Below are 25,932 nucleotides of genomic sequence, written 5' to 3'. Positions count from 1 at the left end.
CGAAGCAACAAAGGCATCTTATATGTTATTAAGTCGTATGTTTCTGGCCCGGCTGTTTTTGACCGGTGCCATCGTGACCGAGGTCGCCGGTACCTCCAGCATGGCCATGATCCCCGAGCAGGGAGCTGGCTGGATGAACTACATCCCGATGTGGCTGTTGATCGGTTTCTCGTACTGGTTGCTGGCGAAAGCCGCCAAAACAATCTCCATTGGTATTGCGTTTGCGCTTTGGGAGGGGCTCGGGATCACCCTGATCACCATAGTGTCGGTCATGTTCCTTGGTTACGATGTGACCGTTCAGGAGCTGATTGGCCTGGCTCTCGCGATAGTGGGGATTGTTATGGTGACCATGGGGGAGACCCATGATGAGCCCGCAGACAAGTCAGTAGAAGCGGAGGCCACAGCATGAGTCCGTTTGTGATTGTACTGGGTGCCGCACTGATCGATATCGGCGCCAACATGGCCATCAACCGCTCCAAGGGTTTTCGTTACAAGGGGTGGGGCTTCCTGGGGATCATGCTGGTACTCGGCGCCTTTACCCTGCTCTCGGAAGCAGTAAGTGGCGGCCAGATTGACCTGGCTGTTGCCTACGCCACCTGGGGGGCTATCGGCATCGTCGGTACGGCGCTGGGCGGTTTGCTCTTCTTCGGTGAGCGGCTCAAGCCCATCGGTTGGGCTGGCATGATGGTGATGGCGCTGGCTGTCGTTATGCTGACTACCGCCTGATAACCTGAAGCAATAAGAAAAGCCGCCCGGTTGCAACCGGGCGGCTTTTGTTTGGCTGATTGCTTGGTCGATGCAGGCTCAGCGCGGCGCTTCGTAGAGCTCCAGCGGCAGGCCGTCGGGGTCGGCGAAGAAGGTAAAGCGCTTGCCGGTCAGCTCGTCCACCCGTACCGGCTCTACCTCGACCCGATGGGCCAGCAGATGGGCGATGACCCGGTCAAGATCGCTGACCCGAAAGGCGAGATGGCGCAGGCCGCACGCTTCGGGGCGGGAGGGGCGCTCGGGAGGCGAGGGGAAGCTGAACAGCTCCAGCTGGCTGCCGTCCGGCAGGGCCAGATCCAGTTTCCACGACTGGCGCGCTTCGCGCAGGGTCTCGGCGATGATGGGCAGCCCCAGCACCTCGTGGTAGAAGTGGCGCGAGCGTGGGTAATCGCTGGCGATGATGGCCACATGGTGGATGGCGTCAAACAGCGGAAAGGTCATGGTGTTTCCTTGTCAGCAGCATAGTGAACGGGCAGCCTGCGCTGCCCGTGTCGTTGATCTAGTTGAAGAAACCGCCGAACCAGTCATCCAGCGCACTGCGCGGCGACGCACTGCTGGCGCAACCGGCCGGGGAGCCCATGGTGGAGGCTTTAGCCGGCACCTGCAGGCTGCCCGGGCAGTCGCTGGTGACGCGGGTGCCACTGGCGCGGGAGAAGTTGGCCCAGGTGACCCCTTCCGGCATCTTCAGTCCCAGACTGTTGACGCCGCGCTGGCTCATGTAGCCGCTAAAGAGCTGCAGGGCACCGCTGGCACCGGTCAAACCTGCCGGGGTATTGTCGTCGCGACCGACCCAGATACTGACCAGTTCGTTGTTGTCCATCCCGGCAAACCAGGAGTCGCGCAGCTCGTTGGTGGTGCCTGTCTTGGCCGCCATGGTGGCGCCCGGGAACTTGGCACTGAGCGCGCGGGCCGTACCATGACTCACCGTCTTGGTCATGGCGAACAGGGTTAGCCAGCTTGCTTGCTGGTCGGTGACTCGCTTGGCGGTCTGATCATGCTGATAGAGCAGGCTGCCATCCCCGTTCACCACGGCGCGAATGGCCGATAGCGGCTGGGTCAGCCCCTGATTGGCGATGGGCAGATACATCTGGTTCACCTCCAGCGGGGAGAGGGCCACCGCCCCCAGCACCAGCGACGGATAGGGCTGGATCTCCTGCTGGACTCCCAGTTTGTGCAGGGTATCGACCACCTTCTCCAGCCCCACCTGCAGACCCAGATTGACGGTCGGCACGTTGAGGGAGCTGGCCAATGCATCCATCAGCGGCACGCTCTGGCGGAACTTGCGATCGTAGTTTTGCGGCGTCCAGACCTGACCATCCTGACCGCGAATGCGGATCGGCTGATCTTTGAGCGGGGTCGCCAGGGTCAGACCGTTGGAGAGGCCGGTGAGGTAGACCGCCGGCTTCACCAGCGAGCCGATCTGGCGGCGGGCATCCAGCGCCCGGTTGAACCCGGCGTAGCGGGGATCGCGGCCACCCACCAGCGCCACCACTTCGCCCTTGTGCCAGTCGGAGACCACCATGGCCGCCTCCAGCTTCTTCTTGCCGCGCAGCTTTTCTATATCGGCGAGGCCCGATTCGACCGCCCGCTCGGCCGCGTGCTGGGCGATGGGGTCGAGGCTGGTGAAGATCTTGAGGCCGGACTGTTTGAGTAGATCGGCGCCGAAGCGGCTCTGGATCTCCCGCTTGAGCAGTCCCATAAAGGCCGGGGTGCGGCCATAACTCATCTGGCCACGGGCGATGATGCCGAGGGGTTGGCGGCTGGCCAGTTCATACTCGGCCTGGGTCAGGCTGCCGTGATCCATCAGCAGCTTCAGCACCAGATCACGGCGGGTCTTGGCCCGCTCCGGGAAGCGCCATGGGTCGTAATAGGAGGGGCCTTTCACCAGACCGACCAGCAGGGCGACCTGATCGATATCCAGCTCGTTGACCGGAATGCCGAAGTAGAAGTAGGAGGCGAGGCCGAAACCATAGACCCCTTGCGAGAAGTTCTGCCCCAGATAGACCTCGTTGAGGTAGGACTCGAGGATCTCGTCCTTGCTGTAGCGATAGTCGATCAGCACCGCCATATAGGCTTCCTGCAGTTTTCGCCACAGGCTGCGTTCACGGGTCAGGAAGAAGTTCTTGGCCAGCTGCTGGGTCAGGGTACTGCCCCCCTGCACGGTACGACCCGCGATCAGGTTGGCGAACATGGCGCGCATGATGGCCACCGGCGAGACGCCGCCATGCTGGTAGAAGTCGCGATCTTCGGTGGTGAGCAGGGTCACCAGCAGGCTGTCGGGCACTTCGGCGATACGCACCAGCAGGCGATCTTCCCGATCTTCGGTATTGAGGCGATCGAGTAGCACCGGGTCCATCTGGGCGTAACCGAGCTGGCGCTGGTTCTCCAGCGACTGGATCCCCTCGAGGCGCGGGCCGTTGAAGGTGAGGCGCAGGCCACGGGCTCCGTCGGCGCCGTCATAGAACTCGAACGGGCGGCGAATCAGCTCGATGCGATTGCCGTTGATGGTGTATTCACCCGGCGTGTGAGGCTGGCGCACCTGCTTGTAGCTCAGCATGTTGAGCTCGCGCAGCATCTGGTCCCGTGACAGGCGCTGACTGGGGTAGAGCTCCAGCGGACGGCTGTAGACCATCACCGGCAGCTGCCACTTCTCGCCATCGAAGCGCTCGCGCACCTTGGTATCCAGATAGATGCCAAACACCACCATAAAGGCCGCCACCACCAGGGAGAGCTTGAAGCCAAGCCAGAACAGCTTGCGCCAGATGGTGCGTTTGGGCGCTGCCTTCTTGGGGGCTCGCTTGCGTCGTTGGGTTGCCATAAATCCTCTTTGCTTTCCTTTCTACTTGTTATGTCGCATTCGCGAACGTCCGAGCGGGATTAACCCATCGAACCTAGATGCCCATCTTCTTTTTGGTGACTTTGGTCGGCATCGCCTCCAGCGGATTATCCGGCCAGTAGTGGCGGGGATAGCGCCCCTTCATCTCTTTCTTCACCTGTTCGTAGGATCCTGCCCAGAAAGCGGCCAGATCGGCAGTGATCTGCAGCGGTCGCTGGGCGGGGGAGAGCAGCTCCACTACCAGCGGCACCCGGCCATCGGCCACGCAGGGGGTCGAACCTTGACCGAACATCTCCTGAATGCGCACCGGGATCACCGGTGCCTGTCCCGGCTGATAGCGGATCCGCACCCGGCTGCCGGTGGGTGCCGCAAAGTGGCTCGGCAGCGCCTCGTCCAGCCGTTTGGGCAACGGCCAGGGCAGGGATTGGCGCAGGATGTCGCTCATATTGAGCCTCTTCAGCTGCTCCAGCCGGGTCATACCGCTCACCGCTGGCAGCAGCCACTGTTCCAGTGTGGCCAGCAGGCTCTCGTCATCCATCGCGGGCCACCCCTCATCGGGCAGCCAGTCGCGGGCGCAGCGCAGACGGGCCAGCAGTCCTTCGCTGCTCTCGTCCCAAGGCAGCACATGCAGCCCCTTGCGGCTAATGCCTTGCAGCAGGCAGCGCCCTTTCTGCTCGTCAGAGAGTTCGGTCAGCGGTCGCTGGCTCAGCACCAGTTCGCCGATCACCTGCTGGCGCTCGGCGCGCACCCGCTCTTCCCGCTCATCCCAGTCGAACCACTGCCGTTCGCTCACCAGCTCCGGCAGCAGGCGTACCAGCTCGTCCAGCTCGACCGGTTCGGCGATAAAGATGCGGCTGCCGCGATCATTCTGCCCCATCTCGATGGCGATCAGCGCCCCTTGTCCCTGACAGGGATGACCTTCTACCAGATCGCAGCTCACCCCACCACTGAGTTGATAGCGACTGCCGCTGCGCAGCTTGCCGATGCGATCCGGCCAGGCGAGGGCGCAGAGTAGCCCGAGCCACTGACCTTGCGCACTGGCAGGGCGTACGCCAAGCCGTTCAAACCAGCGGGCCGCTCCCTGGCGCAGGGCACTTTGACGGCGGTGGAACAGCACAGAGAGGCGCTCCGATCCTCGCAGATCTTCTTCCTGCAACGCCACCAGATATGCGGCATCGGCGACAATCCCTGTCAGACCCTCGGACTCCAGCTCGCGGGCACGCAGCAGCATGCGGGCGAGACGAGGGTGGGTACCGAAGGCCGCCATGGCACGGCCAGCGGGAGTGAGTTGTTGCTCACCCTCCGGCTTCATGGCGCCAAGAGCCACCAGCAGCCGCTGGGCGCTGGCCACCGCGGCGGCTGGGGGCATGTCCAGCAGCGGCAGATCTTCCACCTTTGCCCCCCACTGGGCGGCGTCCAGCAGCAGGCCGGTCAGCTCCTGAGTGAGGATGTCTGGCGGGCTCTGCTCGGCGAGCCGCTCCTGCACCTCGCTGCTCCAGAGCCGGTAGCAGATACCGGGGCCGAGGCGACCGGCGCGACCGGCTCGCTGGGTGGCGGAGGATTTGGCTATCTGGCGGGTCTCCAGTCGGGTGACACCGCTTTTCAGATCATAGGAGGCCCGTCGTTCCAGCCCGCTATCGATCACCACCGAAATCCCCTCAATAGTGAGGGAGGTCTCCGCCACATTGGTGGTGAGCACCAGCTTACGGCGGCCGGCAGGCGCTGGTTCGATGGCTGCCTGCTGCGCCGCCATGTCGAGGCGGCCGTAGAGGGGGGCGAGGGTCACGTTGTCCGGCAGTTTGTCTGCCAACCATTGCGCCAGTCGCTCGATCTCACCCTGTCCCGGCAGAAAGACCAGCAGGCTGCCATCTTGAGCGGCCAGCGCTTCGAGCACCACGGCGCCAACTTGCGGTTCCAGCCACTGCTGGCGATTGGCGGGGCGGTAGTGATAGTCGATGGGAAAACCACGCCCCTCGGAGCGAACCACTGGGGCATCCGGCAACAAGGTCTCGAGCGCCATGCCATCCAGGGTTGCGGACATAATCAAAAGCTTGAGGTCATCGCGCAATCCCTGCTGGCTCTCGATGGCGAAGGCCAGCGCGGTATCGGCGTGCAGACTGCGTTCGTGGAACTCATCGAAGATCACCAGCGAGACGCCGGTGAGCTCGGGATCCTGCTGCAACATCCGGGTCAGCACCCCTTCGGTGACGATCTCGAGCCGGGTCGCTGAGCTGGTGCGGCTTTCGCCACGCACTCGCAGGCCGATGCGCTCGCCCACCTTCTCCCCCAGCTGACGGGCCAGAAAAGTGGCGATATTGCGCGCCGCGAGGCGCCTTGGTTCCAGCATGATGATGCGGCCGGGCAGCCGGTTCTGGCGCACCAGCTCCAGCGGCAGCAGGGTCGATTTGCCTGCGCCTGGGGGCGCCTGCAGGATCACGCTGGTGTGGCTGTCGAGGGCGGCAAGGAGTTCGGGTAATACCGAAACGATGGGGAGCTGGGACAAAGCGATGAGCACCTTCTGTGGCAACCGGTAAAACGGCGCCTATTCTGCCACAGCCACCCGTGCCACCGTGAGTGGATGTGCGGAGATGACCACTCGGGCGGGAGGCTGGCGAGACATGGCCGGATGGCTGCCATAGAATGGGCCCATCCAATGAGCGTGAAAAAGGCATTATCACCACATGGCCAAACTCTTCTTTGCCCTGCCCGTCAAGGAGCTCGCCCCCGAGCTCATCGCCTGGCGCGATCAGCTGCCCTGGCCCGGTCAGCCGGTGCCGCAAGCCAACCTTCATCTGACCCTCGCCTTTCTGGGGGACGCGGACGAGTTGACCACCCGCCGCCTGATCGCCGCCGTGGAGCGTCAGCACTGTCCGCCGCTCTCCATCAGGCTGGATGAGACCGGCTGGTTCAGCCGGGCCAAGGCCGCCTGGATTGGCCCGAAAGAGTGGCCCAACGAGCTGACCGTGCTGGCGAAGGCGCTGCGCCGCCACGGCGAGAAGCTGCGTCTTGGCAATGGCGAGCAGGGTTATCGCCCCCATATCACCCTGTCGCGCAAGGCGAGCGAGGCGCCTGCCATCCTGCCGGCCCCAAATTTTCTGCTGCAGGCAGATGAGTTCTGCCTCTATCAATCCATCTCGACTCCGGACGGGGTGCGCTACGAGCCGCTTGCCTGCTGGCCGCTGCGCGCCCGGGTAAAAGAAGACGCGCGGAGGGCTAACCCGTGATCTTTGATCCCCCCCTGCAATCGGGCCAGCTGGTGGCCCGCTACAAGCGCTTTTTGACCGATGTGCAACTCGATAACGGCGAGGTCATCACTATCCACTGCGCTAATACCGGTGCCATGACCGGTTGTGCCGATCCGGGCACCCGGGTCTGGTACTCCACCTCCGATAACCCCAAGCGCAAGCTGCCCAACAGCTGGGAGATCGCCGAGAGCCCGGCGGGCCACTTTATCTGCGTCAACACGGCGCGCGCCAACCAGATCGCCCGGGAGTTGATCGAGCAGGAGGCCATCGCTCCGCTGGCGGGTTACAGCCGGTTGCGGACCGAGGTGAAGTATGGCGAAGAGAACAGTCGCATCGATCTGTTGCTGGAAGATGACGAGAAGGGCAATTGTTACATCGAGGTAAAATCGGTCACCCTGCTCGACGAGCGGGAGGAGGCTGGCATGGGCTACTTCCCCGATGCGGTCACCGCCCGTGGTGCCAAGCATTTGCGCGAGTTGATGGCGATGAAAGCGGCGGGCCACAGGGCCGTGCTGCTCTTTATGGTGTTGCACTCCGGAATAAGCCGGATGCGCCCTGCAACCCATATAGATCCGCACTATAGTCTGCTAATTGAGCAGGCAATCGCGGCGGGGGTTGAAATTTTATGCTATCGGCCCCATGTTGGGGTGCAAGGCATGGTGGCTCAAGGGTTTATCCCGTTTGAATCTGGTCACCTGTTACCCGAGGGGAGTGCATAAATATTGGAGTGGGTAACATTATTGGTACGGCTCGTTTGCTTACCCGTTACCCTTCTGCTATAGATGTCGCCCTCAATTTATGGATGGCACGGGTAGCGTGCTGAATTAGGAGACAGGGCATGCCAACAGGCGAAAACAGGAAATCTCTGGGCCCCCTGGCCATTGCGGGTGTCGCGCCTTACCAGGAAAAGCCGGGTGAGGAGTACATGAATGACCAACAAAAGGCGCATTTTCGCAAGATCCTGGGTGCCTGGCGCAACCAACTGATGCAGGAAGTTGATCGTACCGTCGACCATATGAAAGACGAGGCTGCCAACTTCCCGGATCCCGTGGATCGTGCCGCGCAAGAAGAAGAGTTCGCTCTTGAACTGCGTACCCGCGACCGTGAACGCAAGCTGATCAAGAAGATCGAGAAGACCTTGCAGCTGCTTGAAGACGATGATTTCGGTTACTGCGAACACTGCGGTATCGAGATCGGTATCCGTCGTCTGGAAGCCCGTCCGACTGCCGACCTCTGTGTCGATTGCAAGACGCTGGCCGAGATCAAGGAAAAACAGATGGCCGGTTGATCCCGACCCTCTGGTATATGAAAAAGGGAGCTCGCGGGCTCCCTTTTTTATTGAGCTTTTGGCGGTCGCGCCCCAGAATGCAGCCTCAATGAATCGCTTACCCGAATAGTCATGCCAGTGAATTTCCCGTCCTCACCCCTTGTGCGCCCCTATGTCGGCCGCTTTGCCCCCTCACCCTCAGGCCCGCTTCATTTCGGTTCGCTGATCGCCGCCCTCGGCAGCTTTTTGCAGGCCAGAGCGCAGCAGGGGCGCTGGCTGGTTCGCATCGAAGATATCGATCCGCCGCGGGAAATGGCGGGGGCAGCGCACCTGATCCTCAAAACCCTTGAGGCATATGGCCTCGAGTGGGATGGGGAGGTGATGTTCCAGAGCGCGCGCCATAGTCGTTATGACGAGATCATCGACCAGCTCTATCGGGCGGGGGATCTCTACTGGTGCCGTTGCACCCGGCGCGAAATCATGGCCGCGGGCGGTCTCTACAGCGGCCACTGCCGCACCCTCGGGCTTGCGGCCGAAGGTTGCGCCGCCCGGCTGCGCCAGCACCATCCGGTCTACCACTTCGACGATCGCTTGCAGGGCCATATCGCGGTCCCGGCGGCGCTTGCCGAGGAGGATTTTATTATCCGCCGCCGCGACGGGCTTTACGCCTACAACCTGGCAGTGGTGGTGGATGATATGGACAGCGGCATCACCGAGATAGTGCGCGGTGCCGATCTGCTGGAGCCCACGGTGCGCCAGATTGCCCTCTACCAGACCCTGGGGGCGCCGGTGCCCGACTGGGTGCACCTGCCGCTGGCGGTACTGGCCGATGGCAACAAGCTCTCCAAGCAGAACCATGCGCCGGCCCTGGCGCTCGATGAGGTGCGACCGGCCCTGTGGCAGGCGCTGCACTTCCTCGGCCAGTGCCCGCCGCCCGAGCTGATGGCGAGCCGGATTGACGAGATCATCCGGTGGGGTATCGCTAACTGGCAGCTCGAACGGGTGCCCGCCAGCGAGAAAATCCCGCTCGCGGATTGCTGAGTCGACCAGGTGATTTTTGTTTGATTGAGCGTAAATTGCCGCTGTTGATTGTGATTTTACCGGGATGCTCCGTTTCAAACGGGATCAATTGTCAGCACGGTTTTTCATTTGGTTAGGCGTGAGCTATGATAGGCCGCTATTTTTTGGCCTCCCGTCAATTTAGAAGTCATGAAGAGGTGTACCATTTTTTCCCAGATCGCAAACTTTTGCCGCAAGGTGCTCGGCAAGGAAGACGGCGAGCAGTCGGTGGAATCCCCCATTCCAGCCCGTGTCGCCGGTCAACGTCGTACCTTAAGCCGTGATCAGCACCCTATTTCGCGCAAAGAGATCAGCGAGAATGCACTCAAGGTGCTCTATCGCCTGAACAAAGGGGGCTATGAGGCCTACCTGGTCGGCGGCGGAGTCCGGGATCTGCTGCTCGGGAAGACGCCCAAGGATTTCGACATCGCAACCGATGCGACGCCGGAGCAGATCAAGGCGCTGTTCAGCAACTGCCGCCTGATTGGCCGTCGTTTCCGCCTGGCCCACATTGTCTTTGGTCGTGACGTGATCGAAGTGGCCACCTTCCGGGGTCACCACCATCAGGTCAATACCAGCAAACATGTGTCGGCCCAGTCTGATGAAGGCATGCTGCTGCGCGACAACGTCTACGGCACCATCGAAGAGGATGCCGAGCGCCGCGACTTTACCGTCAACGCCCTCTACTACAGCGCCAAAGATTTCACCCTGCACGATTTCGAAGGGGGTCTGGAAGATCTGGCCGAGCGCAAGCTTGAGCTGATCGGCGATCCCGAGACCCGTTATCGTGAAGATCCGGTGCGCATGCTGCGCGCCGTGCGCTTTGCCGCAAAGCTGGATATGACCATCAGCCCGCGTACTGCCGCCCCCATCAAGGAGCTGGCGCCACTGCTGCAAGACATCCCGGCTGCCCGCCTGTTTGAGGAGACCCTCAAGTTGTTCCTGGCTGGCGACGGTCTGGCGACCTACAAACTGCTGCGCGAGTATGGCCTGTTCCAGCAGCTCTTCCCGCAAGTGGCTGCGCTGTTTACCCCGCACGGCAACTCGCCCTACGAGCAGTTTATCGAGCAGGCGCTGATCGATACCGACACCCGCGTTCGTGAAGACAAGCGCGTCACTCCCGCCTTCCTCTACGCCACCCTGCTGTGGGGCTGCGTCGAGGCCCGTGGTCGGGTGCTGGAGAACGAGAGCGGCCTGCCCTGGTATGACGCCTTCATGCTGGCGATCAACGAGGTACTGGACAATCAGGTGCGGATCATCGCCGTTCCCCGCCGTTTCACCACAGATGTCCGCGACATCTGGGCACTGCAACAGCGGCTGACCCGTCGTCAGGGCAAGCACCCCGAGCGCGCCATGGAGCATCCCAAGTTCCGCGCGGCGTTCGACTTCCTGTTGCTGCGCAACCGGGTCGAGCGCGGTCTCGGCGAGCTGGCCAGCTGGTGGGAGCGCTATGTCGCCTCCAATCCGGATGTGCGCCCGCAACTGCAACGGGAAGCGACCCGTCGCCCGGCCAGCGGTGAGCGCGGCGAGGCCCGCAGCCACGATGGCGAGAAGCGCAGCAGCAACAGTCGCAACCGTCGTCGTCCCCGTCGCCGCAAACCGAAAGTGACCGAGTGACAACAGACGTGATGACCGAGGTCTTCATCGCCATTGGTTCCAACCTGTCTGACCCGCTGGGTCAGGCTCGTTGCGCCGTTGCCGCGTTGGCAAGGTTGCCGGAATCTGTGCTGGTGGAGGCCTCGTCGTTTTACAGCAGCCGCCCCATGGGGCCTGCTGACCAGCCGGACTACGTCAATGCCGTGGCCCGGCTCAATACCCGGCTCGCGCCCCTTGCGCTGCTGGATCAATTACAAAAAATCGAGCTGGAACAGGGACGTGTGCGCAAAGATGAGCGGTGGGGGCCGAGAACTCTGGATCTCGATCTGCTGCTCTATGGGGATCAGGTGATCAACCATGAGCGCCTGATCGTACCCCACTACGGTATGAAGGAGCGGGAGTTCGTGCTGCTGCCCCTTGCCGAAATTGCGCCTGCTCTGGTGCTGCCCTGCGGCACCCCGCTCGCCCGACTGGTTGCCCGCTGCCCGCACAATGATTTGGCCATCATTGCGCCGAGTGCAGACGTACAGGAGCCTCTATGAGCAAGATCACCACCGCCAGCCTGCTGAAGATGAAGCAGGACGGTCAAAAGTTCACCGCCATCACCGCCTATGATGCCACCTTTGCCAAGCTGTTCGACGACGAGGGGGCCCACGTGCTGCTTATCGGCGATTCGCTGGGCATGGTGCTGCAAGGGGGTCAGGATACCCTGGCGGTCAACATGGATGAGATGGTCTATCACACCCGCTGTGTGGCGCGCGGTGCCAGCAAGGCACTGGTGGTCGCCGACATGCCGTTCATGAGCTACGCCACCCCCGAGCAGACTTACCAGAACGCTGCCCGCCTGATGGCGGCCGGTGCCCGCATGGTGAAGATGGAAGGGGGCGACTGGCTGTGTGACTCCATCCGCCACCTCACCCGCAACGGGGTGCCGGTGTGTGGTCACCTCGGCCTCACCCCGCAATCCGTTCATGTCTTTGGTGGATTCAAGGTGCAGGGGCGCGATGAGTTTCAAGCCCAGGAGATCTACCGTCAGGCCCTCGAACTGCAAGCGGCCGGTATCCAGCTGCTGGTGCTCGAGTGTGTGCCCACTGCGCTGGCCGAGCGCATCACCAAGGCGCTTCGCATCCCGGTGATCGGCATTGGTGCCGGCCCCGCGACCGACGGTCAGATTTTGGTGATGCACGATGCCTTTGGCGTCACCTCCGGCTATGTGCCCAAGTTCACCAAGAACTTCCTGGCCGAGACCGGCGATGTGCGTGCCGCCATCCGCCTCTATGTGCAGCAGGTGAGCGAGGGGAGCTTCCCCGGCCCGGAGCACTGCTTCAACTGATCCCGGCGGTTGCATGATGGGGGCTGCGGCCCCGTCTCTGCTTGTCAGCCTCGCACAGTTAATCCGTATAGCTAATCCGTATCTTATTGATTCATCTAAAGGTGAACTGCTGATAGCCATGTTCGTGCCCCATCCCGCCCGAGCGCTACCGGTAGATGCAACCCGTCTCTCTTTTTGATTTATCGGAAGGTGAACTGCTGATGTTGGTCGTAAATAATCCCGTCGTTCTGCGTGAGCAGATCAGCCAATGGCGCCGTGAAGGGCGTGCCATCGCATTCGTGCCCACCATGGGTAACCTGCATCAGGGCCACCTGACGCTGGTGAAAGAGGCGCACAGTCACGCCGAGAAGGTGGTGGTCAGCATCTTCGTCAACCCGATGCAGTTCGACAAGGCCGAGGATCTCGCCAACTACCCGCGCACTCTGGAGCAGGATTGCGCTGCGCTGGAAGCGGCCGGCGTCGACATGGTGTTCACCCCGACCCCGGAGATCATGTATCCGCAGGGGCTGGCCAGCCAGACCTTCGTCGAGGTGCCGGGTCTCTCCAATCTGCTGGAGGGGGCGCTGCGTCCGGGTCACTTCCGCGGGGTCAGTACCGTCGTCACCAAGCTGTTCAATCTGGTGCAGCCTGATGTGGCCTGCTTTGGCCAGAAGGATTACCAGCAGCTGGCGCTTATTCGCAAGATGGTGGCCGACATGGCGATGCCCATCGAGATCGTCGGCGTGCCCACCGTGCGGGCCGAAGACGGGCTGGCACTCTCTTCCCGCAACGGCTATCTGACTGCCGCCGAGCGGGCCATCGCCCCCGAGCTGGCGCGCACCATGAACTGGATCGCCGAGCAGATTGAAGCGGGTGACCACCATCTGCCCTCCTTGGTGGCGCAGGCCAGCCAGCGCCTCGACAACGCCGGTTTTCGTACCGATGCCATCGACATCGTCGATGCCGCCACCCTCGAATCTGCCACTGACGAGAGCGCGCAGCTGGTGATCCTGATGGCTGCTTATCTTGGCAAGGCCCGTCTTATCGACAACCGCGTCGTCACCGTAAAGAAGTAATTCTCCCGATTGCCAGCGGACGCCTTCCCGGGCGTCCGCTGCTTGTTCACGCCTGCACTCTCCTGCATTCCGGCGTTTTGTTCTGCGGCCCTGCCCGCATCCTCCTTTGTTTCAATCCACTCTCGGCCTGATGGCCGCTACAGGTATTCATGATGTTTGTCCTGATTGCATCGCTTGTTTTCTGTCTGCTCTGTTTTGCTCTCACCCGGTTACCCTCCGGGTTGCCGCTCTCGCGCAAGGTGCTTGCGGGTCTGCTGTTTGGCGCCCTGTTCGGGCTGGCGCTGCAACTGGGGTGGGGTGCCGATGATGCCGGCGTCCAGCAGACCCTGGAGTGGGTCAATATCATCGGCGGCGGCTATGTCAGCCTGCTCAAGGTGGTGATGATGCCGCTGGTGTTCACCTCGATCCTTTCTGCCATCAACAAGCTGGAGCAGGCCCAGTCCCTCGGCAAGATCAGCGCCGTGTTGATCGGCTCCATGCTGACCCTGGTGATGATCGCCGGTGTGGTGGGGATGACGGTGACCCATCTGAGTGGTCTCACTGCCGAGGGGCTGCTGAGCCACGGCAGCGACACGGCTGCGCTGCAACAGAGCATGAGCACCATCGACAGTGCCCAGTCCCTGCCGGCCTTGCTGCTCTCGCTGGTGCCCACCAACTTTGCCGCCGATATGGCGGGCAGCCGCGGTCTCTCGGTGATCGGGGTGGTGATCTTCACCGTGCTGGCCGGGGTTGCCCTGCTGCAGTTGAAGGCGGAGCATCCAGAGGCTGGCGCTCGCGCCGCCGTCGCCATCGACACTCTGCAACTGTGGGCGATGAAGATGGTGCGGGTGGTGATTGCGCTCACCCCCTATGGCGTGATGGCGCTGATCGCCCGGGTGGTGGCCCACTATCCGCTGAGCGAGATCCTCAGCCTGCTCGGCTTTATTCTGGTCTGCTACGTCGCCATTCTGGCGATGTTTGCGGTGCACATGGTGATCCTGCTGCTGATCGGCCAGAACCCGCTGCACTACCTGCGGGAAGTGTGGGGCGTGCTCACCTTCGCCTTTATCTCCCGCAGCAGCGCGGCTTCCATCCCGCTCAGTATCGAGACCCAGCAGCGTCTTGGCGTGCCCTCCAGCATCGCCAACTTTGCCGCCTCGTTCGGTGCCAACCTCGGCCAGAACGGCTGCGCCGGTATCTATCCGGCCATGATGGTGGCGATGATTGCCCCCATGCTCGGTATCAACCCGTTTGATCCCCTGTTCCTGCTGACTCTGCTGCCGGTGATTGCGCTGGGCTCCATCGGGGTGGCTGGTGTCGGCGGTGGCGGCACCTTCGCCGCGCTGATCGTGCTCTCCACCCTCAACTTCCCCATCGCGCTGGTGGGGGTGATGATCGCCATCGAGCCGCTGGTGGACATGGGCCGTACTGCTCTCAACGTCAACGGCTCCATCATGGCGGCCATGATCACCAAGCGGTTGCTGGGCAAGCAACAGCTGGCCCAAGCGGAGCAGCCGCAAGAGCAGGCCGCCAGCTAACCCCAGCGTTACCCAATATGAAAGAAGCCCGCAGTTGCGGGCTTCTTTTTTGGGGCGAAAGGTCGGGTTACTCGGCCGTGACGGGGTAGCCGGCCCCTTTCCAGGCGAAGATGCCGCCCGGCACCCGATAGACCTGTTGATAGCCCTGATTGACTGCCCAGGCGGCAGCGTTGTGGCTGCGGCCGCACTTGACGAAGCCGCAGTAGATCACCACGGGGCGAGCTTTGTCTTCACCCAGCAGCGCCTGGAACTGCTCCGGTGTACCGCTTCCCTCGACAATCTCGCTCCAGTTGTCGCCCGCTTTCGCCTCTTTCACGAAGGCAAAGTTCTTGGCGCCCGGGATGTGCTCTTTCTTGTAGGAGTCCTCATAGGGCATGGTGTCGATGATCACCAGCTCCTCGCCCTTGTCCATCCGGGTTTTCAGCTCGGCCACGGTCAGCAGCTGATAGCCCCCCTGCTGCGCCTCCTGTGCCAGCTGCACAGCCGATTGCTCAAGCTTCACCTCCTGCTCGAACTGGTTGTCGCCACAGCCCGCGAGGGCAAAGCTGGCGGCGATCAGCGAGGCCAGCAGAGTGCGGGATCGCAATGTCATCATGTCACTACTCCTTTGGAACGGGAAAAACGGGGTGGGAGGTTCGCAGCAGGGCGCCCGCAAGCGTCAGTAGCAGCAGATCCCGCACAATGGCCTCCGGCAGCGAGCTGAGATCAGCCCTGCCAAGACAGCCGCAAGAGATGTCGAGCCCGATGGCAACGCCATAGCCCAACACCGGAATAAACAGGGCGAGCAGCCCGATCACCAGCCACAATCCCCAGCGCCGGTTGGCGATGACCGCAAGCCCTGCGCAGAGCTCAAGGGCAATCAGCCCCCAGGCGGCGAACGGGATCTGCGGCGGCCAGATCAGGCCAAAGGCGCCGATCTGATCGATGAACGGGGCGGGGGAGGCCAGCTTGAACCCGGCAGAGGCGAGGAAGAATCCTCCCAGCGCCAGATTGGCCAGCATGCGCAACAACGCAGGCATGTTCTACCTCTTTATAGAGAGGGATGAATTCTAACAATTCCCGATTGAGCCGCAATGACTAAACCCATGCCAAACAAGATAAATCTCGATTTTGCGAGACAGTGACCAGAATGGGGGCGCTAGACCCTGATGGTGGCGGTTGTGGAGGCGGGATGCTGTGGCTGTGTCGATTGCTCCCGGTCGTGCTGGTGGGTCAGCAGTTCGGCAGCCAGCTCGATGGCCCGCTCGAGCAGTAGCAGCAGGCTGTCGACCGTCAGATGATCGAGCCACTCGCGGGCCCAGATCAGGGTCTCTCCTTGCTCGGTCTGATCCAGCAGAAACACCGGCTCGTCGCCAAGGTGGTTGAGCAGGGGCGTGTTGGGCATGGCGTGGCCCGGTAGCAGCAGATAGATCACCAGATGGCCCTCATCCTCTGCCAGCGTTAGCACCAGTTCGTCGTTGATGGCGAGGGTGGTGGCTGTCTGTCCGGCCACCGGAATCGGAAGTCCAAGTTGTGTGTACAGGGCGGTAATGAGAGCGTGATACATGGCCAAACCTCTGGCAGGGGAAGAGTGACACCCTATGCGGCTGATCGGTGGCTGCTTATCACTTGTCGTCATTTTTTTAGCGTTTTTGGTCGGCGGGGCGGGTGATTGTGCCGAAATTGTGAGCTGACAGACATCTTTTACGGGTCAGTCCGAATCCTAAAAAAGCGGGACCATCGCTGACAGGGTGACAAGGGGGGGCGGCGTACGCTGAGTATCTTCTCTCTCATCAACGCAGGTTTCTTGCCATGAAAATTGCCTCCCCGGATATCGATCTAAGCCGTCATCAGCAGACAACCCCTGATGCTACGCCTCCTGCTACTGCTCGCCTTGGCAACGCCAGACTACGGCTGCTGGATGCCGGTAACCGGGAGTTCGAGAGGGGGATCCGCCGCGGTATTGGCCATCGGCAGAGCCCGGAACTCAAGGCGGTCAAGCAGGCGGTACGGCACTATCAGGCCCAGCCAACACCTTCACTGGCCGGGCTGGCGAAGATCGAACAGGCGCTGCAGTTCTGGATCGACTCGGGCAAGAATCGCTCCCGTCAGCAGGATCCCGTGTTGCAAAAACTGGTCGATGACATCGCTGTCCGCCGTCAGGCGTTGGCACAGGGTGGCAAGCCTCCCTCATTTCAGCTGGCGTGGGTCTGCAACGAACAGGGGAGGGTCAATCAGCCTATCGAGAGTAACCAGCAGATCCGCCAGTGGTGCAGCGAGTTGGCTCGCCTGCAACAGGAGGGGGCCAACGACTTGTTCAAGCGGGAGCTGCAAGGAGGGCTCGATCTGATGTTCGGGGTGAGTGAGGGGATGATGGCGCGGCGGCTGGAGCGGGCGCCGACCCGTGAAGAGGTCGCTACAAGTCACGAGTGGCAGCTGTTTTGCGGGACCTTGCGTCAGGCTCTGCCCGCACTGGGTGAGCTCAAGCCCCAAGCCACTGCCGAGGAGAATGGTCGCGATATCCTGCTTACCCACAGTCAGTTGCTGGAGCTGGGCCACCTCAAGGAGGTTCTGGATCTCAGCATTCAGCAGCAGGTGAGCAAGCAGGGGGAGATTGGCCTGCTCAGGACCGAGCTGCTGACCGCGCTGGTGGATGGACTGAATGAGCCCTGGCTTGAGCGCGAGGCGCAGGAGAAGGCGCTCTGGCAGGGAGAGGGCGCATCAGGCAAGCACTATCAGAGTGGTGTCCGGGCCGAGCTCAAGAGCCCTCTCTCTGCTGCCAGCAAGGAGCTGAAACCGGGTGAGCCCGTGGGCCAGAAGGCTTTTGGCGGGCTCGGGCTGGTCAGTGCCAGTGCGCTGGTGGAGGCTTTCGCCAAGATCGAGATTGGCAAGTGGGAGGGGCGTCGCGACACACCGGTAGGAGAGTTTGCCGGCAAGGTGGCCCTGACTCAGGAGAACAAGGCGAGTGCCAAGGCCGAGCTGGTGATTGGCAAGGCGGAGGGCTCATTGGTGTTCAATCCGGTGAACAAGATCGTCAATGATACCGACGGATCGCGTTACACCCCGGGGCCCCATGACCTTAGTCTGCTGCGCATCGGGGCCAGTGCCGAGCTGGTGAGCAGGCTGGGGCTGTCGGTTGAGGGGAGCTGGACTATCGGCAACCTGCTTAACGCCAAGCTGGCAGGCTCTGCCGAGGTGGTCGCCAATGCCAAGCTGGAGGCCGGTGCTGCGGCTATCATGACCCCAAATGGGCCAGTGGTCAGCGTAACGGCCAACGCCTCGGCCTTTGCTGGTATGAAAGCTGAGGGGAGTGCCCAGCTCAATTTGCTCAAGAGCCAGTATGCGGATGCCTATAGCCTTTCGGCCAAGGTACGCGCCTCCGCCAATCTGGGGGTCGGTGCATCGGCCGGTGCCACTGCGGCTTTCGGGCCGGAGGGAGCCAAGTTCCATACCACCCTTGGCGTGACACTGGGGGTGGGGTCCGATGTCGGTTGGGAGGGCGGAGTCAACGCCATGGCAACCAAGGCGTATGCACTGGAGCTGGCCGCTCGTGCGGTAAGCAACTTTGATCAGCGCAAAGGGGAGCAGCTAGATGGACTGGCGATGGCGGCAGGGAATGAGAACCGTCTCTTCGAATTGGCCCAGCGGGTCGATAACCGGATTGTCACTCTCGCCACCCAGTTGGAGGAACTGCAGCTGGCGGCCAGCGAGAACCGGATCCGGATGCAGGAGAGCCTGATCGATCCCGATCTCGCGGCTGGTCGCACCGCCATGGCGCAGGCTATCGACGATGCCTTCGGTCAGGAGCGGGTCGATGAGCAGGGGGGCGTCACGGTTCCCGAGCGAGCTGCCGAGCGCAACGAGAAGCTTGAGCTCACCGCCCGGCTGCTAAAGGATCACGCCATCCGGGTCTAGGTCATCCCGAGGCCGGCAGGACAATGAAAACGGGCACCGCGAGGTGCCCGTTTTAGTCATCAGTGGCGCAGCCCGGTGCCGCGGGAGATAAGCCACCAGGCGATGCCGTAGAGGGCCACGATAAAGCCGATGATGATGAGGTAGGCGGTGCCGAGTGGCACGTCGGAGATGCCGAGGAAGCCGTAACGGAACGCGTTCACCATGTAGATGATGGGGTTCACCTGGGAGACACCCTGCCAGAACGGGGGCAGCAGGCTGATGGAGTAGAACACCCCGCCCAGATAGGTGAGCGGTGTCAGCACGAAGGTGGGGATGATGCTGATGTCGTCGAAGGTCTTGGCAAACACCGCGTTGATAAGGCCACCCAGCGAGAAGAGGATGGCGGTCAGCAGCACGGTCACGCAGACGCTGAACAGATGGTGGATCTGCAGCGGCACGAAGAACAGCGACACCAGGGTGACGATAAGGCCGACGCAGAGGCCGCGCGCCACGCCACCGCCCACGTAACCGGCGATGATGACGTAGTTGGGCACCGGCGCGACCAGCATCTCCTCGATATTGCGCTGGAACTTGGCGCTGAAGAAGGAGGAGGCGACGTTGGAGTAGGAGTTGGTGATCACCGACATCATGATGAGGCCGGGCACGATGAACTCCATGTAGGTGAAACCGCCCATGTCACCGATGCGCGAACCGATCAGGTTGCCGAAGATGACGAAGTAGAGGCTCATGGTGATGGCGGGTGGCACCAGGGTCTGGATCCAGATCCGGGTAAAGCGGCTCACCTCCTTGGCCAGAATGCTCTTGAAGGCGATGTAGTAGATGGCCAGATTCATGCTTTTCTCCCCTCTTCGACCAGATTGACGAACAGCTCTTCCAGCCGGTTGGCCTTGTTGCGCATGCTCACGACCTGCACCTGCTGGCTCGACAGCTGCTCGAACAGGCTGTTGAGTGACTGGCTCTTGTCGAGGTCTACCTCAAGGGTGCGCTCATCCTGCATGCGGCCGTTGAACTCTGGCACCTCGGGTACGGCAGAACCTGGCGCAAGGTCGAGCAGGAAGGTCTCGCGACCCAGCTTGCCCAGCAGATTCTTCATGCTGGTGTTCTCGATCAGGCGACCCTTGTCGATGATGCCGATGTTGCGGCAGAGCATCTCGGCCTCTTCCAGATAGTGGGTGGTGAGAATAATGGTGACGCCCTGCTCGTTGAGATCCTTGAGGAAACTCCACATGGAGCGGCGGATCTCGATATCGACCCCGGCGGTCGGTTCATCGAGGATCAGCAGCTTGGGCTCGTGCATCAGGGCGCGGGCGATCATCAGCCGGCGCTTCATGCCGCCGGAGAGGGTGCGGGCTGGCATGTCGCGCTTCTCCCACAGATCGAGCTGGCGCAGGTACTTCTCGGCGCGGATCTTGGCTTCTGCCTTGGGCACGCCGTAGAAGCCGGCTTGATGGGTGACAATCTGGATCACCTTCTCGAACTGGCTGAAGTTGAACTCCTGCGGTACCAGTCCGAGCTGGGCCTTGGCCTGTTCAAGGTCGCTGTCGATGTCGTAGCCAAACACCTTCACCTTGCCGGCGCTCTTGTTCACCAGCGAGCTGATGACGCCGATGGTGGTGGATTTGCCCGCGCCGTTCGGGCCTAGCAGGGCGAAGAAATCCCCCTGCCTGACGGTAAGATCGATGCCTTTAAGGGCTTCGACGCCCCCCTGATAGGTCTTTTTCAGGCCGCTGATTTCCAGTGCGTTCATTGCAACCTCTGTGATGGTTGAATCCGGCTCGATACAGAAAAGGCGGCCAAGGCCGCCTGCACAGAGTAAAGGGCGCAAGGCCGCTTCACCCGTGATATTCCTGAACCTGGCTTACTCCTGGGGTACCACTTTGCCGATAAACGGCAGGTTGCGGTACTTCTGGGCGTAGTCGATGCCACAGCCGACCACGAATTCGTCCGGAATAGCGAAGCCAATCCAGTCGACCGGCACCTGCACTTCGCGGCGGGAGGGTTTGTCCAGCAGGGTGCAGATGGCCAGGGATTTCGGCTCGCGCAGGGAGAGGATCTCGCGCACCTTGTTGAGGGTGTAACCGGTGTCGATGATGTCTTCCACGATCACCACATCCTTGCCCTTGATGTCATCGTCCAGGTCTTTGAGGATGCGGACGTCACGGGTGCTGTGCATGCCGGAGCCGTAGCTGGAGGCGGTCATGAAGTCCAGGGTGATGGGCAGCTTGCACTGGCGGCAGAGGTCGGCCAGGAAGATGCAGGAACCGCGCAGCAACGCAATCATCACGACTTCGTCAGAACCCTGATAGCGGGCGGTGATCTCTTCACCCAATTTGGCGATCCGGGCGGCTACTTCAGCCTCGGAGATCATCACCTCGACGGTGTGTTTCATCACTTACTCCCATAAGGCCAAAGGGGATTTGGCCGTTCATGAATATCAAAACCGATGATTCTACCACTCATGTTGAAGGGTGCTAGAGATACGTGGTGCTTTTATCGGCTTATTTTAATTGATAGAGTTAGCAGGCACTCAGGCATGATTAGTTAAAATACTATAAACACCATAATCAATAACTATTAGATGATAAAAACTATGGAACCACGCGCAGAAATAAGACGTCGTACCCGGCTGTCGCCGGAAGCTCGTCGCTCCCAATTGATGGAATGTGCCATCGAGGTGTTCTCCCGTCGCGGCATTGGCCGTGCAGGTCACGCCGAGATAGCCGAACAGGCCAAGGTCTCTGTGGCTACCGTCTTCAACTATTTCAACACCCGCGAGGAGTTGGTAGATGAGGTGCTGGCCGAGATCGAACGCTTTGTGAACCAGATGCTGTCGCAGGCATACGGTGACCAGGGCTCCATTTTCGACAAGATCCAGCGTCATGTACGCCTCTCTGTCGATGCCGCCTACGATCAACCGGATTATGCCGGTATCTGGCTGGAGTGGAGCTCATCGGTTCGGGAAGAGGTATGGCCCCGCTATACCCGGCTGCTCGATCACTGCCTTGAGCTGATCGCCAGCGAGCTGCAAACCGCCATGGATGCAGGGGAGATCACCAGCGTGCTGTCAGCACAGGATCTGGCCCGCTCTTTGACCGGTTTTGGCTATGTGATGATGCAGATGATCAATCAACCTCAGCGCCCGGCGCGCCAAGAGGTGACTGATTTCCTGTTCAAGTACGTGACGGCGCCAATTCAGGCTCGCTAACACGGCTTAACGAAAAAACGGCGTCACTCATTGAGTGGCGCCGTTTTTTTATGGCCGGATATGGCGGTCCGCTCAGTGGTGGCCATAGCCCCAGCGGTGGGTCAACTCATGCTCGACACCCAGATGATCGAGGATGCGGGCGACCATAAAGTCCACCAGATCGGCGATGCTTTTCGGCTCATGATAGAAACCGGGGGCAGCGGGCATGATGGTCACCCCGAGCCGTGCCAGTTTCAGCATGTTCTCCAGATGGATCGCCGAGAAGGGGGTTTCGCGGGGCACCAGGATCAGTTGGCCGCGCTCCTTGATTACCACATCCGCCGCCCGTTCCAGCAGGTTGTCGGAGGTGCCGTTGGCAATGGCCGAGACGGTGCCCATAGAGCAGGGGCAGACCACCATCTGTTTGGGCGCGGCCGAACCGGAGGCGACCGGCGAGAACCACTCCTCCTTGCCGCAGGCGACAATCTGCCCCTCCTTGGCGCCATATTGGCGACAAAGATAGGCAGAGAGCTCTTTCGGCGAGCCCGGCCAATCCTGCTGCTGCTCGGTTTTAAGCACCACACGAGCTGCCGAGGAGGCGAGCAGATAGACCCGATAGTCCGCCTGCACCAGACACTGGAGCAGGCGCAGGGCGTAGGGGGCGCCGGAGGCACCGGTCAGCGCCAGGGTGATCGTTTTGTTCATAGTTCGCCGTGGTAATCCTTGAGGCGGGCGATCAGCTTGTCATGAATGCCGCCAAAGCCGCCGTTGCTCATGATCAGAATATGGTCGCCATCGCGGCTCTCGGCCACCAGCCGATTGATCAGGGTCTCCAGATCGTTGAATACCTTGGCCGGACGGGTCATATGGGCCGTCACCTCGCCGAGATCCCAGCCGATGTTGGGGGGTTGGAAGAAGAACACCTCGTCGGCGCCATCGAAGCAGCCAGCCAGCTCCTCCTTGTGAACCCCCAGCTTCATGGTGTTGGAGCGTGGCTCCAGCACCGCCAGAATACGTGAGCCGCCTACCTTGGCGCGCAGGCCGCCGAGGGTGGTCTCGATGGCGGTGGGGTGGTGGGCAAAGTCGTCATAGACACTGATGCCAGCTACCTCGCCCTTGAGCTCCATCCGTCGCTTGGGGGATTTGAACTGGCAGAGCGCCGCGATGCCATGCTCCACCATCACGCCAGCATGACGTGCGGCAGCGATGGCCATCAGACCATTGTTGACGTTGTGCTCGCCGATACACTCCCAGTGCACCTCGCCCTGTTTTTCGCCATCCAGCCACACCTCGAAGGCGGAGCCGTCATTGGCCAGCTTGACCGCTTTCCACTTGGCGTCATCCTGACCCACCAGCTCCACTTCGCTCCAGCAGCCCATCTTGCGAACGGCGGTGAGGTTGTCATCCGCTTGCGGGAACAGCACCCGGCCGTTGCTCGGCACGGTACGCATCAGGTGGTGGAACTGGCGCTGGATCGCGGCGAGATCCGGGAAGATATCGGCGTGGTCGAACTCCAGGTTGTTCATCACCAGGGTGCGCGGGTGGTAGTGGACGAACTTGGAGCGCTTGTCGAAGAAGGCGCAGTCATACTCGTCCGCTTCGATGACGAAGAAGGGGGCAGAGCCGAGGCGGGCCGAGACCGGGAAGTTGCCCGGCACGCCGCCAATAAGGAAACCGGGCTCCAGCTTGGCGTACTCCAGCACCCAGGCCAGCATGCTGGCGGTGGTGGTTTTGCCGTGGGTGCCGGCAACGGCCAGTACCCAGCGATCTTGCAGCACGTGCTCCAGCAGCCACTGGGGGCCGGAGATGTAGGGCTGATTGCGATCCAGCACATATTCAACACAGGGGTTACCGCGGCTCATGGCGTTGCCAATCACCACCAGATCCGGCGCCGGATCAAGCTGGGAAGGATCATAGCCTTCGGTCAGTTCGATGCCCTGTTGCTCGAGCTGGGTGCTCATGGGGGGATAGACGTTGGCGTCTGAACCGGTCACCCGGTAACCAAGCTGTTTTGCCAACACCGCCAGACCACCCATAAAGGTGCCGCAGATCCCGAGAATGTGAATATGCATACCGCTTCCTTTCGCAGTAAAGGGAAGTGCGCATTCTAGGGTGTGTTGCGGTAGTGGCACAAGCCGCACTCATGGTGAGAGGCCCACAGACCGGGGGGCTGGGAGTAAAACTCAGTAGCCCGAACAGCAATGAAAGAGGAGGGCAAACCATTCGGTTTTATTTGAGGCTTGATTTTGTGTCGCACTTTCTTACAATTCTTCGTTTTTGTGACGCACTCAACAGTTTTACGATATCGCCCTTTTCCAAAGGAGAGTCCTCATGGGCAAGTTCCTGCTTTGCTATCTGGTCGGTGGTCTGGTGGCCATCAGTTGGGCTGCGCTGCCCGCCCATGGTCCCTGGGATCAGTGGGATCTCGCGATTTTTCACACCGTTAACGGCTGGCTCGGGCAGTCACCTTTGTGGGCCGATCTGGTGGCCATCACCAACAACCGGCTGTTCGATCTGGTGGTGCTTGGCTGCATGGGATTGATCCTGGCTCGCTGTTTCTTTGCCCGTGATATTGCTGGTCGTCGCCAGCTGGTGGCGATGGGCATAGTGATGCTGCTAAGTGCACTGGTGATCAACCAGCTTGGTCACAGATTGCCGGTGGAGCGACCCAGCCCGACCCTGATGGTGGCCGATGCGCTGCGGGTGACCCAGATCAGCGGTATTCCGACCAAGGACTCTTCCGGTGATAGCTTCCCCGGGGATCACGCCCTGTTCCTGATGATCTTCGCCGGTTTTGCCCTGCGCTATCTGCCGCGCTGGGCGGGAGTCACCGCATTGCTGATGGTGCCGATCTTCTCCGCGCCGCGCATTCTGGCTGGTGCTCACTGGTTTACCGATGTCTACGTCGGCGCGCTGGGGCTGGCGACCCTCTGTCTGCCCTGGTTGCTGCTGACCCCGCTGGCGGATCGGCTGATAAACCGCATCGCCCCCCGATTGGCCCGTGTGCCGCTGCTGCGCAGTCAGACCCACTGATTGAATGTCGCAAAATAAAACGCCCCGACATGAAAATGTCGGGGCGTTTTGTTATCCACCCGCGAGAGATCAGCTTTGATAGCCGTTCGGGTTGTTGCTTTGCCAGCGCCAGGTATCGACCATCATCTGCTCCAGACCGCGTTCTGCCTGCCAGCCCAGCTCGGCACGGGCCAGCGTTGGCTCTGCCCAGCACTCGGCGATGTCGCCCGGGCGACGGGGTTTGATCTGGTAGGGAATGGGTCGGCCGCTGGCCGCTTCAAACGCCTTGACCATCTCCAGTACCGAGTAGCCCTGACCTGTGCCCAGGTTGTAGGTGAAGACGCCGGTGTCGCTCTTGATGCGCGCCAGTGCTTTCAGGTGGCCGATGGCGAGATCCACCACATGGATGTAGTCACGTACGCCGGTGCCATCCGGGGTCGGGTAGTCGTTGCCAAATACCCCCAGCTCCTTGAGCTTGCCGACACCCACCTGGCTGATATAGGGCAACAGGTTGTTTGGGATGCCGTTGGGATCTTCACCAATCAGGCCGCTCTCGTGGGCGCCGACCGGGTTGAAGTAACGCAGCAGTACGATAGCCCAGCGGGGATCGGATTTGGCGAGATCGCGCAGGATCTCCTCCACCATCAGCTTGGAGCGACCATAGGGGTTGGTGGCGCTGGTGGGGAAATCTTCCCGCAGCGGTACCGAGGCGGGATCGCCATAGACGGTGGCCGAGGAGCTGAATACCAGCCGGAAAACGCCAGCCTTGGCCATCTCTTCGCACAGCACCAGAGTGCCGCTGATGTTGTTCTGGTAGTAGGTGAGCGGGATCTGGCTCGACTCTCCGACCGCCTTGAGGCCAGCGAAGTGGATGACCGATTCGATCTGGTGGTTGGCAAACAGCTGCTGCAGGCAGGCTCTGTCCAGCACATCCCCTTCGACGAAGGTGACCGGCTTGCCGGTGATCTGCTCGACCCGCTTGAGTGACTCCGGTGAGGAGTTGGAGAGGTTGTCGAGTACCACGACCTGCTGCCCGACGTTCAAGAGTTCAACCAAGGTATGGGAGCCGATATAGCCAGCGCCCCCTGTGACCAGTATTGTCATTTTTTATCCCGTGTTCTGGTGAAACTGGGGCAGAGTCTAGCGCCCCTGTCTACTTGGGAAAAGGT

The 25,932-nt window shown here is 61.3% G+C and carries 26 protein-coding genes; 14 read left to right on the top strand and 12 right to left on the bottom strand.

Annotation, left to right across the window (positions count from 1 at the left end; all coding sequences use genetic code 11):
• Nucleotides 1-22 precede the first annotated feature (22 nt).
• Both OKC31_RS06205 and OKC31_RS06200 read left to right on the top strand, forming a co-directional pair.
• Nucleotides 23-409, top strand: coding sequence for a DMT family transporter (locus tag OKC31_RS06205; RefSeq protein ID WP_005335660.1), 387 nt, complete (start codon nucleotides 23-25; stop codon nucleotides 407-409).
• Nucleotides 406-726, top strand: a complete 321-nt coding sequence (locus OKC31_RS06200; RefSeq protein ID WP_005335659.1) for an SMR family transporter — start codon at nucleotides 406-408, stop codon at nucleotides 724-726. The genes OKC31_RS06205 and OKC31_RS06200 overlap by 4 nt, the downstream gene beginning before the upstream one ends.
• 78 nt (nucleotides 727-804) lie before the next feature.
• Here OKC31_RS06200 and gloA2 read toward each other — a convergent pair whose 3' ends face one another.
• The 3 genes from gloA2 to hrpB form a co-directional block, all read right to left on the bottom strand.
• The gene (gloA2, locus tag OKC31_RS06195; RefSeq protein WP_005362902.1) at nucleotides 805-1,206 is read right to left on the bottom strand and encodes an SMU1112c/YaeR family gloxylase I-like metalloprotein; all 402 of its coding nucleotides are present in this window, start codon (nucleotides 1,204-1,206) and stop codon (nucleotides 805-807) included.
• Nucleotides 1,207-1,264: 58 nt separating this feature from the next.
• On the bottom strand, nucleotides 1,265-3,583 hold the full coding sequence (mrcB, locus tag OKC31_RS06190) for a penicillin-binding protein 1B (RefSeq protein WP_270656528.1): 2,319 nt from the start codon (nucleotides 3,581-3,583) through the stop codon (nucleotides 1,265-1,267).
• Nucleotides 3,584-3,656: 73 nt separating this feature from the next.
• Complete coding sequence (gene hrpB / locus OKC31_RS06185) at nucleotides 3,657-6,104, bottom strand: ATP-dependent helicase HrpB (RefSeq protein ID WP_270656527.1); 2,448 nt, start codon at nucleotides 6,102-6,104, stop codon at nucleotides 3,657-3,659.
• A 178-nt stretch (nucleotides 6,105-6,282) separates the two neighbouring features.
• Between hrpB and thpR the strand changes: the two genes are divergently transcribed.
• The 9 genes from thpR to OKC31_RS06140 all read left to right on the top strand — a co-directional run bounded on the left by thpR (nucleotide 6,283) and on the right by OKC31_RS06140 (nucleotide 14,673).
• Nucleotides 6,283-6,825, top strand: a complete 543-nt coding sequence (gene thpR / locus OKC31_RS06180; RefSeq protein ID WP_236768058.1) for an RNA 2',3'-cyclic phosphodiesterase — start codon at nucleotides 6,283-6,285, stop codon at nucleotides 6,823-6,825.
• Nucleotides 6,822-7,565 carry a DNA/RNA nuclease SfsA gene (sfsA, locus tag OKC31_RS06175; protein ID WP_019444756.1) on the top strand — a complete coding sequence of 248 codons (744 nt, stop codon included), beginning with the start codon at nucleotides 6,822-6,824 and terminating at the stop codon, nucleotides 7,563-7,565. Before thpR ends, sfsA begins: the two co-directional genes overlap by 4 nt.
• Before the next feature lie 119 nt (nucleotides 7,566-7,684).
• Nucleotides 7,685-8,134 (top strand): RNA polymerase-binding protein DksA, encoded by a 450-nt coding sequence (gene dksA, locus OKC31_RS06170; protein WP_005335644.1) that lies wholly within the window; start codon nucleotides 7,685-7,687, stop codon nucleotides 8,132-8,134.
• 111 nt (nucleotides 8,135-8,245) lie between these two features.
• Complete coding sequence (gluQRS, locus tag OKC31_RS06165) at nucleotides 8,246-9,154, top strand: tRNA glutamyl-Q(34) synthetase GluQRS (protein WP_199427623.1); 909 nt, start codon at nucleotides 8,246-8,248, stop codon at nucleotides 9,152-9,154.
• Nucleotides 9,155-9,322: 168 nt separating this feature from the next.
• Nucleotides 9,323-10,789, top strand: a complete 1,467-nt coding sequence (gene pcnB, locus OKC31_RS06160) for a polynucleotide adenylyltransferase PcnB (RefSeq protein ID WP_270656526.1) — start codon at nucleotides 9,323-9,325, stop codon at nucleotides 10,787-10,789.
• A gap of 11 nt (nucleotides 10,790-10,800) precedes the next feature.
• Nucleotides 10,801-11,310, top strand: coding sequence for a 2-amino-4-hydroxy-6-hydroxymethyldihydropteridine diphosphokinase (gene folK, locus OKC31_RS06155; RefSeq protein WP_270656586.1), 510 nt, complete (start codon nucleotides 10,801-10,803; stop codon nucleotides 11,308-11,310).
• Entirely contained in the window at nucleotides 11,307-12,101 is a 795-nt protein-coding gene (gene panB / locus OKC31_RS06150; protein WP_042063124.1) for a 3-methyl-2-oxobutanoate hydroxymethyltransferase, read from the top strand. Before folK ends, panB begins: the two co-directional genes overlap by 4 nt.
• Before the next feature lie 200 nt (nucleotides 12,102-12,301).
• A complete protein-coding gene (panC, locus tag OKC31_RS06145; protein WP_019445357.1) occupies nucleotides 12,302-13,156 on the top strand; it encodes a pantoate--beta-alanine ligase in 855 nt (284 codons plus the stop codon).
• 149 nt (nucleotides 13,157-13,305) lie between these two features.
• The gene (locus OKC31_RS06140) at nucleotides 13,306-14,673 is read left to right on the top strand and encodes a cation:dicarboxylate symporter family transporter (RefSeq protein ID WP_270656525.1); all 1,368 of its coding nucleotides are present in this window, start codon (nucleotides 13,306-13,308) and stop codon (nucleotides 14,671-14,673) included.
• 67 nt (nucleotides 14,674-14,740) lie between these two features.
• Here OKC31_RS06140 and OKC31_RS06135 read toward each other — a convergent pair whose 3' ends face one another.
• The 3 genes from OKC31_RS06135 to OKC31_RS06125 form a co-directional block, all read right to left on the bottom strand.
• Nucleotides 14,741-15,268, bottom strand: a complete 528-nt coding sequence (locus OKC31_RS06135) for a rhodanese-like domain-containing protein (protein ID WP_201909109.1) — start codon at nucleotides 15,266-15,268, stop codon at nucleotides 14,741-14,743.
• Nucleotides 15,269-15,272: 4 nt separating this feature from the next.
• Entirely contained in the window at nucleotides 15,273-15,692 is a 420-nt protein-coding gene (locus OKC31_RS06130) for a MauE/DoxX family redox-associated membrane protein (RefSeq protein WP_270656524.1), read from the bottom strand.
• Between the two features lie 119 nt (nucleotides 15,693-15,811).
• A complete protein-coding gene (locus tag OKC31_RS06125; RefSeq protein WP_270656523.1) occupies nucleotides 15,812-16,219 on the bottom strand; it encodes a hypothetical protein in 408 nt (135 codons plus the stop codon).
• Nucleotides 16,220-16,464: 245 nt separating this feature from the next.
• Between OKC31_RS06125 and OKC31_RS06120 the strand changes: the two genes are divergently transcribed.
• Complete coding sequence (locus OKC31_RS06120) at nucleotides 16,465-18,567, top strand: hypothetical protein (RefSeq protein WP_270656522.1); 2,103 nt, start codon at nucleotides 16,465-16,467, stop codon at nucleotides 18,565-18,567.
• A gap of 59 nt (nucleotides 18,568-18,626) precedes the next feature.
• On the opposite strand, the gene OKC31_RS06115 is transcribed toward OKC31_RS06120, so the two are convergent.
• The 3 genes from OKC31_RS06115 to hpt all read right to left on the bottom strand — a co-directional run bounded on the left by OKC31_RS06115 (nucleotide 18,627) and on the right by hpt (nucleotide 20,956).
• The gene (locus OKC31_RS06115; protein WP_005362866.1) at nucleotides 18,627-19,400 is read right to left on the bottom strand and encodes an ABC transporter permease; all 774 of its coding nucleotides are present in this window, start codon (nucleotides 19,398-19,400) and stop codon (nucleotides 18,627-18,629) included.
• On the bottom strand, nucleotides 19,397-20,314 hold the full coding sequence (locus tag OKC31_RS06110) for an ABC transporter ATP-binding protein (protein ID WP_111900181.1): 918 nt from the start codon (nucleotides 20,312-20,314) through the stop codon (nucleotides 19,397-19,399). Before OKC31_RS06110 ends, OKC31_RS06115 begins: the two co-directional genes overlap by 4 nt.
• 111 nt (nucleotides 20,315-20,425) lie before the next feature.
• Nucleotides 20,426-20,956: a hypoxanthine phosphoribosyltransferase gene (hpt, locus tag OKC31_RS06105; protein WP_005362861.1), complete on the bottom strand. Its 531-nt coding sequence runs from the start codon at nucleotides 20,954-20,956 to the stop codon at nucleotides 20,426-20,428.
• Nucleotides 20,957-21,157: 201 nt separating this feature from the next.
• Between hpt and OKC31_RS06100 the strand changes: the two genes are divergently transcribed.
• On the top strand, nucleotides 21,158-21,772 hold the full coding sequence (locus tag OKC31_RS06100; RefSeq protein ID WP_042079938.1) for a TetR/AcrR family transcriptional regulator: 615 nt from the start codon (nucleotides 21,158-21,160) through the stop codon (nucleotides 21,770-21,772).
• A gap of 72 nt (nucleotides 21,773-21,844) precedes the next feature.
• Here the strand turns inward: OKC31_RS06100 and OKC31_RS06095 are convergent, their stop codons facing one another.
• Together OKC31_RS06095 and mpl are read right to left on the bottom strand one after the other, a co-directional pair.
• A complete protein-coding gene (locus OKC31_RS06095; RefSeq protein ID WP_101529620.1) occupies nucleotides 21,845-22,456 on the bottom strand; it encodes a flavin prenyltransferase UbiX in 612 nt (203 codons plus the stop codon).
• Nucleotides 22,453-23,823 carry a UDP-N-acetylmuramate:L-alanyl-gamma-D-glutamyl-meso-diaminopimelate ligase gene (gene mpl / locus OKC31_RS06090; protein WP_270656521.1) on the bottom strand — a complete coding sequence of 457 codons (1,371 nt, stop codon included), beginning with the start codon at nucleotides 23,821-23,823 and terminating at the stop codon, nucleotides 22,453-22,455. The genes OKC31_RS06095 and mpl overlap by 4 nt, the downstream gene beginning before the upstream one ends.
• A gap of 259 nt (nucleotides 23,824-24,082) precedes the next feature.
• Between mpl and OKC31_RS06085 the strand changes: the two genes are divergently transcribed.
• Nucleotides 24,083-24,784, top strand: coding sequence for a phosphatase PAP2 family protein (locus tag OKC31_RS06085; RefSeq protein WP_270656519.1), 702 nt, complete (start codon nucleotides 24,083-24,085; stop codon nucleotides 24,782-24,784).
• Nucleotides 24,785-24,853: 69 nt separating this feature from the next.
• Here OKC31_RS06085 and galE read toward each other — a convergent pair whose 3' ends face one another.
• Nucleotides 24,854-25,867: a UDP-glucose 4-epimerase GalE gene (gene galE, locus OKC31_RS06080; RefSeq protein ID WP_270656518.1), complete on the bottom strand. Its 1,014-nt coding sequence runs from the start codon at nucleotides 25,865-25,867 to the stop codon at nucleotides 24,854-24,856.
• Between the last annotated feature and the right edge of the window lie 65 nt (nucleotides 25,868-25,932).

Source organism: Aeromonas sp. Y293-4, assembly GCF_027705905.1.
Taxonomy (GTDB): Bacteria; Pseudomonadota; Gammaproteobacteria; order Enterobacterales; family Aeromonadaceae; genus Aeromonas; species Aeromonas veronii.
Note: the sequence above shows the minus strand (reverse complement) of the source record. Positions and strands in the feature narration are given on the sequence as shown.

Bases quoted from the DNA above. Each gene is read 5' to 3' on its own strand.
- OKC31_RS06085 (WP_270656519.1), top strand. From the start codon at position 24,083: ATGGGCAAGTTCCTGCTTTGCTATCTGGTCGGTGGTCTGGTGGCCATC.
- OKC31_RS06205 (WP_005335660.1), top strand. From the start codon at position 23: ATGTTATTAAGTCGTATGTTTCTGGCCCGGCTGTTTTTGACCGGTGCC.
- gluQRS (WP_199427623.1), top strand. From the start codon at position 8,246: ATGCCAGTGAATTTCCCGTCCTCACCCCTTGTGCGCCCCTATGTCGGC.
- OKC31_RS06120 (WP_270656522.1), top strand. From the start codon at position 16,465: ATGAAAATTGCCTCCCCGGATATCGATCTAAGCCGTCATCAGCAGACA.
- hpt (WP_005362861.1), bottom strand. From the start codon at position 20,956: ATGAAACACACCGTCGAGGTGATGATCTCCGAGGCTGAAGTAGCCGCC.
- OKC31_RS06130 (WP_270656524.1), bottom strand. From the start codon at position 15,692: ATGCCTGCGTTGTTGCGCATGCTGGCCAATCTGGCGCTGGGAGGATTC.
- dksA (WP_005335644.1), top strand. From the start codon at position 7,685: ATGCCAACAGGCGAAAACAGGAAATCTCTGGGCCCCCTGGCCATTGCG.
- mpl (WP_270656521.1), bottom strand. From the start codon at position 23,823: ATGCATATTCACATTCTCGGGATCTGCGGCACCTTTATGGGTGGTCTG.
- OKC31_RS06115 (WP_005362866.1), bottom strand. From the start codon at position 19,400: ATGAATCTGGCCATCTACTACATCGCCTTCAAGAGCATTCTGGCCAAG.
- OKC31_RS06140 (WP_270656525.1), top strand. From the start codon at position 13,306: ATGATGTTTGTCCTGATTGCATCGCTTGTTTTCTGTCTGCTCTGTTTT.
- pcnB (WP_270656526.1), top strand. From the start codon at position 9,323: ATGAAGAGGTGTACCATTTTTTCCCAGATCGCAAACTTTTGCCGCAAG.
- OKC31_RS06125 (WP_270656523.1), bottom strand. From the start codon at position 16,219: ATGTATCACGCTCTCATTACCGCCCTGTACACACAACTTGGACTTCCG.
- thpR (WP_236768058.1), top strand. From the start codon at position 6,283: ATGGCCAAACTCTTCTTTGCCCTGCCCGTCAAGGAGCTCGCCCCCGAG.
- panB (WP_042063124.1), top strand. From the start codon at position 11,307: ATGAGCAAGATCACCACCGCCAGCCTGCTGAAGATGAAGCAGGACGGT.
- gloA2 (WP_005362902.1), bottom strand. From the start codon at position 1,206: ATGACCTTTCCGCTGTTTGACGCCATCCACCATGTGGCCATCATCGCC.
- panC (WP_019445357.1), top strand. From the start codon at position 12,302: ATGTTGGTCGTAAATAATCCCGTCGTTCTGCGTGAGCAGATCAGCCAA.
- mrcB (WP_270656528.1), bottom strand. From the start codon at position 3,583: ATGGCAACCCAACGACGCAAGCGAGCCCCCAAGAAGGCAGCGCCCAAA.
- OKC31_RS06095 (WP_101529620.1), bottom strand. From the start codon at position 22,456: ATGAACAAAACGATCACCCTGGCGCTGACCGGTGCCTCCGGCGCCCCC.
- OKC31_RS06100 (WP_042079938.1), top strand. From the start codon at position 21,158: ATGGAACCACGCGCAGAAATAAGACGTCGTACCCGGCTGTCGCCGGAA.
- galE (WP_270656518.1), bottom strand. From the start codon at position 25,867: ATGACAATACTGGTCACAGGGGGCGCTGGCTATATCGGCTCCCATACC.
- OKC31_RS06110 (WP_111900181.1), bottom strand. From the start codon at position 20,314: ATGAACGCACTGGAAATCAGCGGCCTGAAAAAGACCTATCAGGGGGGC.
- OKC31_RS06135 (WP_201909109.1), bottom strand. From the start codon at position 15,268: ATGATGACATTGCGATCCCGCACTCTGCTGGCCTCGCTGATCGCCGCC.
- OKC31_RS06200 (WP_005335659.1), top strand. From the start codon at position 406: ATGAGTCCGTTTGTGATTGTACTGGGTGCCGCACTGATCGATATCGGC.
- folK (WP_270656586.1), top strand. From the start codon at position 10,801: ATGACCGAGGTCTTCATCGCCATTGGTTCCAACCTGTCTGACCCGCTG.